Annotated in this window: 15 protein-coding genes; 12 read left to right on the top strand and 3 right to left on the bottom strand. The window is 60.7% G+C overall.

All coding sequences use genetic code 11. From position 1 onward, the window contains the following. The 3 genes from AFIC_RS11350 to AFIC_RS11340 all read left to right on the top strand — a co-directional run bounded on the left by AFIC_RS11350 (position 1) and on the right by AFIC_RS11340 (position 2,772). Positions 1–543 (top strand): DUF1097 domain-containing protein, encoded by a 543-nt coding sequence (locus AFIC_RS11350; protein WP_275246341.1) that lies wholly within the window; start codon positions 1–3, stop codon positions 541–543. 148 nt (positions 544–691) lie between these two features. Then, complete coding sequence (locus tag AFIC_RS11345) at positions 692–2,248, top strand: gamma-glutamyltransferase family protein (RefSeq protein WP_275248709.1); 1,557 nt, start codon at positions 692–694, stop codon at positions 2,246–2,248. A gap of 128 nt (positions 2,249–2,376) precedes the next feature. Further along, the gene (locus AFIC_RS11340; protein WP_275246340.1) at positions 2,377–2,772 is read left to right on the top strand and encodes a c-type cytochrome; all 396 of its coding nucleotides are present in this window, start codon (positions 2,377–2,379) and stop codon (positions 2,770–2,772) included. A gap of 214 nt (positions 2,773–2,986) precedes the next feature. Here AFIC_RS11340 and soxZ (AFIC_RS11335) read toward each other — a convergent pair whose 3' ends face one another. From soxZ (AFIC_RS11335) to AFIC_RS11325, 3 genes are read right to left on the bottom strand one after another with little or no spacing between them, the layout of a single operon-like run. Continuing rightward, entirely contained in the window at positions 2,987–3,304 is a 318-nt protein-coding gene (soxZ, locus tag AFIC_RS11335) for a thiosulfate oxidation carrier complex protein SoxZ (RefSeq protein ID WP_275246339.1), read from the bottom strand. A gap of 38 nt (positions 3,305–3,342) precedes the next feature. After that, a complete protein-coding gene (locus AFIC_RS11330) occupies positions 3,343–4,350 on the bottom strand; it encodes an MBL fold metallo-hydrolase (RefSeq protein ID WP_275246338.1) in 1,008 nt (335 codons plus the stop codon). Beyond that, on the bottom strand, positions 4,347–4,694 hold the full coding sequence (locus AFIC_RS11325; RefSeq protein ID WP_275246337.1) for an ArsR/SmtB family transcription factor: 348 nt from the start codon (positions 4,692–4,694) through the stop codon (positions 4,347–4,349). The genes AFIC_RS11330 and AFIC_RS11325 overlap by 4 nt, the downstream gene beginning before the upstream one ends. A gap of 172 nt (positions 4,695–4,866) precedes the next feature. Here AFIC_RS11325 and soxC point away from each other — a divergent pair, with 172 nt between their 5' ends. From soxC to AFIC_RS11280, 9 genes are read left to right on the top strand one after another with little or no spacing between them, the layout of a single operon-like run. Next, positions 4,867–6,171, top strand: a complete 1,305-nt coding sequence (soxC, locus tag AFIC_RS11320; protein WP_275246336.1) for a sulfite dehydrogenase — start codon at positions 4,867–4,869, stop codon at positions 6,169–6,171. Further along, complete coding sequence (locus AFIC_RS11315; protein ID WP_275248708.1) at positions 6,155–6,841, top strand: c-type cytochrome; 687 nt, start codon at positions 6,155–6,157, stop codon at positions 6,839–6,841. The genes soxC and AFIC_RS11315 overlap by 17 nt, the downstream gene beginning before the upstream one ends. A 15-nt stretch (positions 6,842–6,856) precedes the next feature. Further along, positions 6,857–7,210, top strand: a complete 354-nt coding sequence (gene soxX / locus AFIC_RS11310) for a sulfur oxidation c-type cytochrome SoxX (RefSeq protein WP_420833331.1) — start codon at positions 6,857–6,859, stop codon at positions 7,208–7,210. A gap of 21 nt (positions 7,211–7,231) precedes the next feature. Next, complete coding sequence (gene soxY, locus AFIC_RS11305; protein ID WP_275246335.1) at positions 7,232–7,729, top strand: thiosulfate oxidation carrier protein SoxY; 498 nt, start codon at positions 7,232–7,234, stop codon at positions 7,727–7,729. 11 nt (positions 7,730–7,740) lie between these two features. Beyond that, on the top strand, positions 7,741–8,052 hold the full coding sequence (gene soxZ, locus AFIC_RS11300) for a thiosulfate oxidation carrier complex protein SoxZ (protein ID WP_275248706.1): 312 nt from the start codon (positions 7,741–7,743) through the stop codon (positions 8,050–8,052). Positions 8,053–8,106: 54 nt separating this feature from the next. Continuing rightward, positions 8,107–8,925 carry a sulfur oxidation c-type cytochrome SoxA gene (soxA, locus tag AFIC_RS11295; RefSeq protein WP_275248705.1) on the top strand — a complete coding sequence of 273 codons (819 nt, stop codon included), beginning with the start codon at positions 8,107–8,109 and terminating at the stop codon, positions 8,923–8,925. A gap of 9 nt (positions 8,926–8,934) precedes the next feature. Next, complete coding sequence (locus AFIC_RS11290) at positions 8,935–9,246, top strand: hypothetical protein (RefSeq protein WP_275246334.1); 312 nt, start codon at positions 8,935–8,937, stop codon at positions 9,244–9,246. 15 nt (positions 9,247–9,261) lie between these two features. Beyond that, positions 9,262–11,004, top strand: coding sequence for a thiosulfohydrolase SoxB (soxB, locus tag AFIC_RS11285; protein WP_275246333.1), 1,743 nt, complete (start codon positions 9,262–9,264; stop codon positions 11,002–11,004). Further along, positions 11,001–11,495: a DsrE family protein gene (locus AFIC_RS11280; protein ID WP_275246332.1), complete on the top strand. Its 495-nt coding sequence runs from the start codon at positions 11,001–11,003 to the stop codon at positions 11,493–11,495. The genes soxB and AFIC_RS11280 overlap by 4 nt, the downstream gene beginning before the upstream one ends. The last annotated feature ends 4 nt before the right edge of the window (positions 11,496–11,499 follow it).

Here is an 11,499-nt window from a genome sequence, read left to right as displayed (position 1 = left end):
ATGCAAAAGCTACCAGCGGAAATTGTCGCGTCGCTGCTCGCAGTAACCACCATCTTCATCGCCATGACCTCGTTCCACTTCCCGCCATGGGCGATCTTCATCACCTGGGCCGCGACGTTCGCGGCCGGCGGCCCGACGCCCGCGGTGATGAAGAAGTTCTATCCGACCATGGCGATCGGTGGCTTCTTCGCCTGCGCCATCGTGGTGTGCTTCAAGATCGCTTCGCAGTACTTCACCGGCAACGCCTATATTGCGGCGGAATGCGTGATCCTGTTCACGCTGAACGCGACGATGATGTCGCTGGGACGTATTTCGACGTTCAGCTTCATCCCCGGCATGTTCTTCGGCTTCGCGTCGTTCTTCGCCACCTATTTCGGCAAGTTCGGCCCGATCCCGGGCGATCCGTACGCGGCGCTGTTTGCCTCGCTGGCGATGAACGCGCTTGGCCCGATCTATGCGTGGCTCACCGCGACCTTCGGCGCCCACCATCATCATGCCGCGGAGGAGCATTCTTCCTCTCAGGTCAAGGAAGCCGTGTCGTAAGCGGCGGCCCGGCAACTGAAAGGATAAGGCAATGACAGGGCTTTCCGGACAAGCGTTGAAAGCGGACAGCGCTCGGCGCGTGCCGGGAAGCCCATTGCCGTCGTCCCCGGCGTCCAACGATCCCCGTCTGGCGCAATCGCGGACCGGCATGGTGACGAGCCCGCACACGCTTGCGAGCGAAGCGGGTGCGAAGGTTCTTCGCGAGGGCGGCAACGCGATCGAGGCCGCGATTGCGATGGGCGCGGTGATTGCCGTCACCTATCCGCACTTCTGCGGCATCGGCGGCGATGCGATCTGGATGATCGCGGACGCACAGGGCCGCAACACGGTGTTGCTCGGGCTGGGGCAGGCCGCCGGGAAACTTCCCGATTATAAAGAGCCGATTGCGGCGCGCGGCCCGCAATCGACGGTCGTCAGCGCGGGCGCGGTGGATTCATGGCGTCAGGCCTATGACTACGCGCGGGCGCATTGGGCAGGCGATAAAAGCGAGACGAAAAGTTTTGCCGCGCTGCTGGAGCCTGCGATCCTCTATGCTGAGCGCGGCTTCCCGGTCACGGGCTCGCAACTGTTCTGGACATCGTTCCGCGAAAAAGAACTGGCTGGCTGGCCGGGATTTTCCAAACTGTTCCTGCCGGACGGCAAGGCGCCGAAGCCCGGTGATCTGTTCGTGCAGAAAGATCTGGCGCAGAGCCTGAAGCGGATCGCGCAACATGGCGCCCGCGAGTTCTACGAAGGCGAGCTGGCCGCGCGCATCGGCAAAGGGCTTGAGGCGGTCGGCTCTCCGCTGACGGCTGCCGATCTTGCAAAGACGTTCAGCCGTCAGGAGCAGGCGGTGTCGATGGATTATCGGGGCGTAACGCTGCTCGCGCCGCCGCCGCCGACGCAGGGCGTCACCACGCTGGAGATCATGGGCATCCTGAACCGGCTCGGCTTCGCCGGGGTCGAGGAGGGGAGTGCCGAATATTATCATCGCTGCGTCGAGGCGGTGAAACAGGCTTTCCTCGACCGCGGCGGCATCGCCGATCCGGATTTCGCCGCTGCCGACATCGCCCGGAGGCTCACGCCGTCACGGCTCGATAGCAAGGCGGCCGCGATCAAGGCGCGGGCGCTGCCCTGGCCGCATCTGTTCCGCACCGGCGACACCGTGTACTTTGCCGCGACCGACGCGCAGGGGCGTAGCGTCAGCATTCTGCAAAGCACCTATTTCGATTGGGGCAGCGGCGTCGTCGCGGGCGACACCGGCGTGCTCTGGCAGAACCGTGGCGCCGCGTTCAGCATCGATCCGGATAGCCCGAACGCGATTGCCCCCGGCAAGCGGCCGTTCTACACGCTCAATCCCGGCCTCGCGATGAAGAACGGCAAGCCGCATGTGCTGTACGGCACGCAAGGCGCGGATGGTCAGCCGCAGACCCTGACGGTGCTGCTGACGCGGCTGCTGGATTACGGCCTCGATCCGCTGACGGCGCTCAGCCAACCGCGCTTCCTGCTCGGCAAGACGTTTTCCGATAGTCGGGACACGCTGAAGCTGGAGGAAAGCGTCGGCACGGCAACCGCGCAGGACTTGTCGGCGCGCGGCCACGAAACCAGCATGATTTCGGCGAACAGTCCCTTGGGAGGGCAGGCCGGAGCCATCGTCATTCATGACGATGGCTTGATAGAGGGTGCCCACGATCCGCGCAGCGACGGATTGGCGATCGGCCTCTAACGTCCGACAAAATTTCTTTTGCACATGTCTCTTGCTGTAGATCGGCTTCAGAGTGATATAGAAGCGTTCTAAGCGGCTGCTCTCAACGCGGCTGCACACACAGCCAAGAGCAAGCCAAGGAGAAGAAGATGCGTTGGATCGTTGCTGCTGCCACTCTTGTCGCCTTTGCAGGCGCCGCTCACGCCGAACCCGGTGATCCGGCCAAGGGCGAGCAGGCTTTCAAGGTCTGCATGGCCTGTCATGCGATTGGCCCCGGAGCCAAGACCAAGGTCGGCCCCGAGTTGAACGGCATCGTCGGCCGCAAGTGGGCTTCGGTCGAGGGCTACAGCTATTCGGCGGACCTCAAGACCGGCAATGGTGCGAACAAGGTCTGGGACGAGGCGACGCTCGACGACTACCTGACCAATCCGAAGCACCTCGCGCCGCACGGCAAGATGGCGTTCCCCGGCATTTCGCAGGCCGGCAAGCGCGCGGACGTGATCGCGTACCTCAAGCAGTTCGACGCCAGCGGCAACAAGAAATAAGCCTCTGTTTTCTTAAAAGTGGCTGGCAGACACGGGTTTCTTGCATCCGTGCTGTCAGCCATTTTTATTTATGGGCTCGGGTATGGGCGTCATGCCGGACAGGGCGCCGAAGGCGGACTGATCCGGAGTCTCGATGCGGTGAGCGGGATTTAGGGTTCGCTCGCGCGCCGGAATGACGAGGCGAGCATCTGTTCCAATCCGAATAGATTACAATCTAGTCGGTCTTGATCTGCGTCTTCGCGCTGTCGGCCGCGCGCTTGTTGTCGATCCATTTTGCCGTGATGGTGTCGCCGACCTTTCCTCCCTTGAAGGAGAATTTGACGTAGGGCTGCCGTGCGACCGTCGGTCCCCAATCGGCGGAGAAAACGGGCTTGCCATTATGCTCGAAACTGAGGGTTTCGATGTAATGCGCGGGAATGAGTTTGCCGTCGGGATCTTTGCCGAATCCGGAATCCATCGGGTGCTTGATCAAGGTCTGAACCTCGGTCAAATCGCCAATCAGACGGGCCTGTATCCGGATGGTGGACGACATCAATATCCTCTGGCTCGGAGTCTACGAAGGCGCTTGTCCTATTTCTTGAATTGCGACCCTTCAAGCTCCAGGAAAATACGATAGGCATTGCCGCGGTTGTTGCTTTCGAAAGCAGGGTAGCCCTTGTATTTGGACCAGTCCGTCGCATCGTAGGCGGTATCGAAATCGACCCAGTTCGCAACCGCGTCGCTCATCGCCTTGCGCACATACAGGATGTAGTCGCGCGTGAAAGCGATGGCCTCTTGCGCTGCGGAGGACGGCTTGCCGTGCCCCGGAATGATATATTTGGGATTGAGCGTGCGGACATCGTCGAGCGCCTTGAGCCAATGCACCGTGCTGACGTCGTCGCTGTTCATGAAGGGAATGCGGCCGTTCTGAACGATGTCGCCGGCAAACAAAACGCCGTCTGGCTCGACCATCATCATGATGTCACTTTTGGAGTGAGCAGGTCCTGCGAAAATCAGCGAGAAATGCTTGCCCCCCAGCGAGATCGTGAGCCGGTCGTCGAAAATGATATCGGGCGGGACGATCCGTGTGTGCTCATCGACCCACGGCGCGAGGGCGCCGCGTCGCTGATCGAGCCGCTCGTCCGCGCGCTCGTCGGAGGTTTCCCTGTTCTCGGTGTAGTCAGCCGAGTTGTCCTGGGCGATGATGACCGCGCGGCTGTGATCGCGAAACGCCTGAAGGCCGTAGATGTGGTCGGCATGATAGTGGCTAACCACCATGTAGCGGATGTCCTTGTCAGTGCGCTTGCGGATGTCCTGCAAAAGCGCCCAGCCGAGCGAGGGCGTGCCGAGCGCATCGAACACGACGACGCCGTCGGGCGTCACGACATAACCGGCGTTGGAAGTGTTGCCTTCATTGGCCTTGCCCGGAATGCCGGGGCTGCCGATGCTGTAGAAAATATCCTTGCCGGGGACCTGATCCACCGTAATCGGACGGTCGAGCGGAGCGTAATCCTGCGCCTTGTCTTGAGCGAGGAGGGCGGCGGGGAGCATCGCCCACGCCAGTGTCGCCAGAGTGGTTACGCGCAGCAAATTCTTCATATCGCGTCGTCGCAGTACAGTTTCTTGAGGACCTTGACGAGCTTGGTCACGCGCTCGTCGGCGATCTTGTAGTGGAGCGTTTGCGACTCGCGCCGGAATTCGACGAGTCCTTCCTCGCGCAGCTTGGTCAGGTGCTGCGAGAGCGCGGACTGACTGAGATGCAATGCATCGACCAGTTCGCCGACCTTCATTTCGTTTCGCATCATGAGGTAGCAAACGATCAGCAGGCGGTTTTCGTTCGCAAGAACGCTCAGGAGGCGGGACACTTCTCGCGCCTGCTGTTCCAGCAATTGATCCGGGCGTAACTTGTTCGCGCGCGTCTTCGTCGCGAGAGCCGTAGTCATCGAAATCGGTCCTGAAATTTTTTCTGTGAGTCCATCCTACCAATTTTACGGGCAAAACGCCAATTTCTTAGTTTAGCGTTGACTAAATTAGTTCCCGATGATATTTGATCTGGAACAATAAGTAAAACAAATGGTCCCATCGAAATGGTTGACCACTCAGGGAGGAGACCGAGTGCCGTTCTCTTTATTGGAGGATGCCCGTAAGGCGTCCTTGGCTGCCGGGTCGGAGCGTGTCCAGATCCCCAGGCGGCATTTGCTGAAAATGGCTGGCGCCGCCGCAGGCGCGGCCTTGCTGAATGGTTCGTCGGCGCGCGCCGACGATGCCACGCCGCCTGCCGAAAATGAATGGTCGCAATCCATCGGCGCCGGTGTCGTCGATCAGCCTTACGGCAAGCCTTCGCCCGAGCAGGCCGGCGTCATCCGCCGCAACGTGCCATGGCTCACGGCGGGCACCGAATCCTCGATCAGTTTCTCGCCGCTACAGAGCCTGCACGGCATCATCACGCCCAACAGCCTGTTCTTCGAGCGTTATCACGCGGGCCGCCCGGACGTCGAAGCCGACAAGCATCGGCTGATGATCCATGGGCTGGTCGATCGTCCAATCATCCTGACGATGAAGGACATCATGCGGTTTCCCTCGACGTCCCGCATCCATTTCATCGAGTGTCCGGCCAATGGCGGCATGGAGTGGCGCGGTGCGCAGCTCAATTCGCTACAGTTCACCCATGGCATGGTGAGCTGCGCGGAGTGGACCGGCGTGAAGCTCTCGACGCTGCTCGAGGAAGTCGGCCTGAAGAAGGACGCGAAGTGGATTCTGGTCGAGGGTGCGGATGGCGCTCACATGGCGCGAAGCCTGCCGCTCGACAAATGTCTCGACGATTGCCTCGTGGTCTACGCGCAGAACGGCGAAGCGCTGCGGCCGGAGCAGGGCTATCCGCTGCGGCTGGTCGTTCCCGGCTGGGAAGGCAATGTCAGCGTGAAGTGGCTGCGGCGCATCAAGGTCGGCGACAAGCCCTGGTACACCCGCGAGGAGACCTCGAAGTACACCGACCTGATGCCGGACGGAAAATCGCGCGGCTTCACCTGGCTGATCGACGCCAAGTCGGTGATTACGTTCCCGTGCCCGGAAGTGCCGCTCAGCGGACCCGGTCTTTATGAAATCCGTGGTCTTGCATGGACCGGCAACGGCAAGATCAAGGAGGTTCACGTCTCCACCGATGGCGGCGCGAACTGGCGGCAGGCCGAACTGAAGGAGCCTGTGCTGTCGAAGGCGCTCACACGCTTTGCGATTCCGTGGCGCTGGGACGGCAAGCCCGCATTCCTGGAATCGCGCGCGGTGGATGAGACCGGCTTCGTGCAGCCGACGCTCGCTGCGCTGCGGAAGATTCGTGGCACCAACTCCGTCTACCACAACAACTCGATTCAGACCTGGCAGGTGAAGCCCGATGGGAGCATTTACGATGTCCAGCTTGGCTAGCCTGCGGCCCATGATGTTCGCCGCCGCCCTGCTGGCGGTGAGTGCCGTGCCTGCTTCCGTCATGGCGGCAGGGACGCATCAGCGCTTCGGTTACGGCACGCCCGCAACGCCCGAGCAGATCAAGGGCTGGGATATCGACGCCCGCGGCGAGGACGGCAAGGGATTGCCCCCCGGCAAGGGCGACGTGAACCATGGCGCCGAGGTTTTCGCCGATCAGTGCGCATCCTGTCACGGCACCTTCGGCGAGGGCGAGGGGCGTTATCCCAAGCTCGCGGGCGGCAACGGTTCGCTCACCGCGGATCGTCCCGAACCGACGGTCGGCAGCTACTGGCCGTTCGCCGTAACACTTTGGGACTACATTAATCGCGCGATGCCGTTCCCGACGCCGCGCACGCTGTCGGCGGACGACGTTTATGCGTTGACGGCCTACGTTCTGAATCTGAATAATATTGTCCCGGCGGACTTTGTCGCTGACAAAGAATCCTTGCCAAAAGTAAAAATGCCTAACCATGATAGTTTTTCGTGGCAGGATCCTCGTCCGGACACCGCAATGAAGCCTTGCATGACGAAGTGTGTTGATCCATCAACATTGAAGATTGTCTCGACGGCTGAAGGGAAGGACCTGACGCCAAGGACCTCCGGTCCGCTCGATACTATGCAACCGAAGTAAACTGGAGCGCGCAGGATGCATTTTAATCGTCTCCATCTCGCAATTGCAGCAACCCTGGTTGCCCTGACGATGCCTGTTGCAGCCTACGCCCAGCCGACGGAGCCGTTGGACGGGAAGGCGCTGGCGCTCAATCGCAGCAAGGGCAATTGCATCACCTGCCACGAATTCAAGGGCGGCGATTTTCCGGGCTCCATCGGACCGGCACTCAACGACATGAAGGCGCGCTTTCCGGACCGCAAGGAATTGACCGCGATTATCGAGGACGAGACCAAGCGCAACCCGGAGACGGTGATGCCGCCTTTCGGCCGCAACCTTATCCTGACCGATAAAGAAATCTCGGCGATCGTCGACTTTCTCTATCAGCTCTAAGAAAACCCCGGAGGAAATCGAATGTTTATCGCAAAACTGCCCGACCTGCGCACCTCGCGCAGAAGTCTGTTGAAGGGAGCCGCGCTTGCGACCGTGCTGGGCGCGAGCGCCAACCTGCTGCGCTCGGTTGCGGCTTTCGCGGCCGATGCCGCGGGCTGGCCGGCCGAAGCCTTCAAGCTGAAGAGCCAGGACGACACCCTCAAGGCATTGTACGGCAAGACCGCCGAAGCCTCGGACAAGGTCAAGCTCGACGCACCGGAGATCGCCGAGAATGGCGCGGTGGTGCCGATCAGCGTCAGCACCACGCTGCCGAAGGTAACGTCGATCTCGTTGATGGTCGCTGAAAACCCCAACGCGCTCGCGGCTTCCTACAAGATTCCTGAAGGCACGATTCCGGCTGTGTCCAATCGCCTGAAGATGGCCAAGACCAGCAAGGTCATCGCCGTCGTCGAGTCGGATGGCAAGCTCTACAGCGCCAGCAAGGAAGTTAAAGTCACTGTCGGCGGCTGCGGCGGCTGAGGAGGAAACAGATCATGGCATCTATTCGCGTACGCGCCATCGCTGGCGCCGACACCACCGAGGTTCAGGCGCTCGTCCAGCACCCGATGGACTCAGGCTTCGTCAAGGATTCCAAGGGACAGCTCATTCCGCCTCATCATATCGAGACGGTGCAGTTCGAGACCGGCGGCAAGGTCGTTTTCACCGCGCTGTGGGGCCCGGCTGTCTCTAAAGATCCCTTCGTGAAGTTCTCCTTCAAGGGGGGGAAGAAGGGCGACGATCTCAAGATCACCTGGATCGACAACAAGGGTGAGACGGACACCACGACGGCCAAGATTGCTTGATCGTTGAACGGGAAGGATCGAACGATGCGTCATCTTGTGGTTCTTGCGACAGTCATGACCTGTGCTTTCGCACCGCCGCTTTTGGCAGAGACGACGGCGTCGTCGCCTGAACAGGATTTCAAGGCATTCCGCAAATACTTCACGGACAAGTTTCCGAAGGTCGAACTCAACGATTTCGTCAACGGTCCTTATTCGATGAATGAAGGATTGCGGAAGCAGTGGATCGAGAAGGAAGTCTTCCCGCCCTACGATTTCGCTCTGGATAAGGGCAAGGAGCTTTTCGAGAAGCCCTTCAAGAACGGCAAGACGTTCGCCGATTGCTTCGACAACAAGGGCATCGGCGTCCGTCAGAACTATCCTTACTTCGACGAGAAGACGAACGAGGTCGTCACGCTCGAAGTCGCCGTCAACCAGTGTCTCGAGAAGAATGGCGAGAAGCCCTACAACTACATGAAGGACGATATGGCGGCGGTGACGGCCTATATGGCTTTCACGTCGCGCGGCAAGCCGTTCGACATCAAGATTCCGAAGAACAATCCGAAGGCGCTGGAAGCCTATGAAAAGGGCAAACAGTATTTCTATCAGCGGCGCGGGCAGTTCAATTTTTCCTGTGCGAGCTGCCACGTTCAGGCTCCGGGCGAGCACATCCGGGCTGAAGTCCTCGCGCCTGCGCTGGGCATCCTGAACGCGATGCCGATCTATCGCTCCGAATGGGGCGGGATGGGCACGATCAGCCGCCGCTTCACCTCCTGCAACAGCCAGGTGCGTGGCGTGCCGCTGAAGCCGCAGGACCCCGAATATCGCAACGTCGAATATTATCTGTCGTACATGGCCAACGGACTGCCGATTTCGGGTCCGGGCGCGCGGCCGTAGGAGATGACCATGCGTATCATGACATCGATCGTAGCGGGCGCGGCTGTTCTGATGGCTCTGGCTTCCGCGCATGCGGCGGAAACCGCCGACACATTCAAGACTGCCTATGAAAAAGCCGAGGCGGCGAACAAGAAGGCTGGCGAACTGCGCAATCAGTGGACCACAACCGTCGCCGCTTTGAAGGACGCCAAGAAGGCCGCGGACGAAGGCAACTTCGATGCCGCGACCGGCCTTGCGAAGAAGGCCGAAGCACTGGCGAACGCCTCCATCGCGCAAACCGAACGCGAAGATAAACTCTGGCCCGACGCCGTCATTCGCTAATTATCGAGAGTTCAAATGCCGATCCACCGACGAGAACTGCTAAAATTAGCGGTAGCGATGCCGGCTGTCCTGTCGCTGCCACGTAGCGGCCGCGCCTCCGGCACGTCGCTCTACGATTTCAAGCCGTCAGGCAACGCGCGCCTCCTTCACATGACGGATACGCATGCGCAGTTGAGCCCGGTGTTCTTCCGTGAGCCGAGCGTTAATGTCGGTGTCGGCTCGATGAAGGGGCATCCGCCGCATCTGGTCGGTGAGTACTTCCTCAAGAAATTCGGCGTGAAGCCGGGGACGGCGGAGGCTTATGCCTTCACGTTTCTCGACTTCGAGAGTGCGGCCCACCGCTACGGCAAGATGGGCGGATTCGCGCATCTGCGGACGCTGGTGAAGATGCTGCGCAGCGCCGTGCCCGACGGTCACTCCATTTTGCTCGATGGCGGCGATCTGTGGCAGGGCAGCGGTATCGCCAATCTCAACCGTGGTGCGGATATGGTGCAGGCCGCGAACCTGCTCGGTATCGATGCGATGACCGGCCATTGGGAATTCACCTATGGCGAGGAGACGCTTCGCAAGAATCTCGCCGACTTCAAGGGTGAGTTCATCGCGCAGAATGTGTTCTTGACGGAAGAAGCAGCCTTCAACGACGCCAAGGCGTTCGACCGCGACAGTGGCCGCGTGTTTCAGCCCTACACCATCAGGAAGATGGGCGATTACCGGATCGGCATCATCGGTCAGGCGTTCCCTTACGTGCCGATTGCGCACCCGAAGCGTTTCACGCCGGACTGGACGTTCGGCGTCCGCGACGACGAGATGCAGAAGGTCGTCAACCGTCTGCGTACCGCCGAGAAGGTCGATGCGGTGGTGGTGTTGTCGCACAACGGCATGGACGTCGATCTCAAGATGGCGAGCCGTGTCACCGGCATCGACGTCATTCTCGGCGGCCATACGCATGACGCCGTGCCGCAGCCCGTCAGCATCGCCAACGCGGGCGGCAAGACGCTGGTGACGAATGCCGGCTCCAACGGCAAATATCTCGGCGTGCTCGATCTCGAACTCGGCAAGGGCGCCGTCAAGAATGTGAACTACCGGCTGCTGCCGGTGTTCACGAATGAGCTGAAGGCCGACGCGGAAATGGCGGCGCTGGTTGAGAAGCTGCGCGCGCCCCATGCCGGGATGCTGGACGAGAAGGTCGCCGGCGCCGACCGGCTCTTGTTCCGCCGCGGCAATTTCAACGGCACGATGGACGAGATGATCTGTGACGCGCTCCGCCACCAGCTCGATGCCGAGATCGCGCTGTCGCCCGGTTTCCGCTGGGGCACGACGGTGCTGAGCGGCCAGCCGATCACGATGGACGATATCCTGTCGCAGACCGCGATGACCTATCCGGAAGTCTATGTGCAGCCGATGAGCGGCGAGCAGATCAAGACCGTGCTGGAAGACATCTGCGACAACCTGTTCAATCTCGACCCGTATTACCAGCAGGGCGGGGACATGGTGCGGATCGGCGGCATGTCCTACACCTGCGCGCCGAACGAGGCGACGGGTAAACGCATCTCGGACATGAAGCTCGGCGGTGTGGCGCTCGATCCCGCCAAGTCCTACAAGGTTGCGGGCTGGGCATCGGTCAACGAGCAGAAGGGTGCACCGGTCTGGGAGACCGTCGCCAGCTATCTGCGCGAAGGAAAATCCATGCCGAAGGCCGGTTCTCAGGTTAAGATCGTGGGCGTGGACGACAATCCGGGGTTTGCAGGCCAGACATGATGAAGCGAAGCGGACTTGCTCTGATCGCGGTCGCCCTTATCTGGGGCGTGTCGGTCGTGGTCGGGGCAGGCGCCGTTCATGCTCAGGATGCCATGGCGACTGAATCGGCCACCGGGAAGGCGGTCGAGCGGCCTTTTGTCGAACACCGCATCGCCTTGCAGATTTCGGACAGCGATCCGGTGAAGCAGGGGCTGATCGTCAGCATCTCCTACAAGCTGCTCGAAGTGTACGGGCCGGATTCGATCGATGTTCAGGTGGTGGCATTCGGCCCCGGCATAGACCTGCTGAATGCCGACAACCCACGACGGCAGCAGATCGACAGCCTTATTGCGCAAGGCGTGACCTTCAACATCTGCGGTTACACGCTGGAAACGATCGAGCGTAAAACAGGAAAGCGCCCCGAGATGAATCCCAAGGCCAGGCTGGTTCCGGCAGGCGTGCCGTTCCTGCTGTCCCTTGCCGAAAAGAATTACACCATCGTCCGTCCTTAAAGGA

The organism is [Pseudomonas] carboxydohydrogena (genome assembly GCF_029030725.1).
Lineage (GTDB): Bacteria > Pseudomonadota > Alphaproteobacteria > Rhizobiales > Xanthobacteraceae > Afipia > Afipia carboxydohydrogena.
Note: the sequence above shows the minus strand (reverse complement) of the source record. Positions and strands in the feature narration are given on the sequence as shown.

Excerpts from the sequence above, each read along its gene's own strand:
- AFIC_RS11350 (WP_275246341.1), top strand. The coding sequence starts at position 1 with ATGCAAAAGCTACCAGCGGAAATTGTCGCGTCGCTGCTCGCAGTAACC.
- AFIC_RS11345 (WP_275248709.1), top strand. The coding sequence starts at position 692 with ATGGTGACGAGCCCGCACACGCTTGCGAGCGAAGCGGGTGCGAAGGTT.
- AFIC_RS11340 (WP_275246340.1), top strand. The coding sequence starts at position 2,377 with ATGCGTTGGATCGTTGCTGCTGCCACTCTTGTCGCCTTTGCAGGCGCC.
- soxZ (WP_275246339.1), bottom strand. The coding sequence starts at position 3,304 with ATGTCGTCCACCATCCGGATACAGGCCCGTCTGATTGGCGATTTGACC.
- AFIC_RS11330 (WP_275246338.1), bottom strand. The coding sequence starts at position 4,350 with ATGAAGAATTTGCTGCGCGTAACCACTCTGGCGACACTGGCGTGGGCG.
- AFIC_RS11325 (WP_275246337.1), bottom strand. The coding sequence starts at position 4,694 with ATGACTACGGCTCTCGCGACGAAGACGCGCGCGAACAAGTTACGCCCG.
- AFIC_RS11315 (WP_275248708.1), top strand. The coding sequence starts at position 6,155 with ATGTCCAGCTTGGCTAGCCTGCGGCCCATGATGTTCGCCGCCGCCCTG.
- soxX (WP_420833331.1), top strand. The coding sequence starts at position 6,857 with ATGCATTTTAATCGTCTCCATCTCGCAATTGCAGCAACCCTGGTTGCC.
- soxY (WP_275246335.1), top strand. The coding sequence starts at position 7,232 with ATGTTTATCGCAAAACTGCCCGACCTGCGCACCTCGCGCAGAAGTCTG.
- soxA (WP_275248705.1), top strand. The coding sequence starts at position 8,107 with ATGACCTGTGCTTTCGCACCGCCGCTTTTGGCAGAGACGACGGCGTCG.
- AFIC_RS11290 (WP_275246334.1), top strand. The coding sequence starts at position 8,935 with ATGCGTATCATGACATCGATCGTAGCGGGCGCGGCTGTTCTGATGGCT.
- soxB (WP_275246333.1), top strand. The coding sequence starts at position 9,262 with ATGCCGATCCACCGACGAGAACTGCTAAAATTAGCGGTAGCGATGCCG.
- AFIC_RS11280 (WP_275246332.1), top strand. The coding sequence starts at position 11,001 with ATGATGAAGCGAAGCGGACTTGCTCTGATCGCGGTCGCCCTTATCTGG.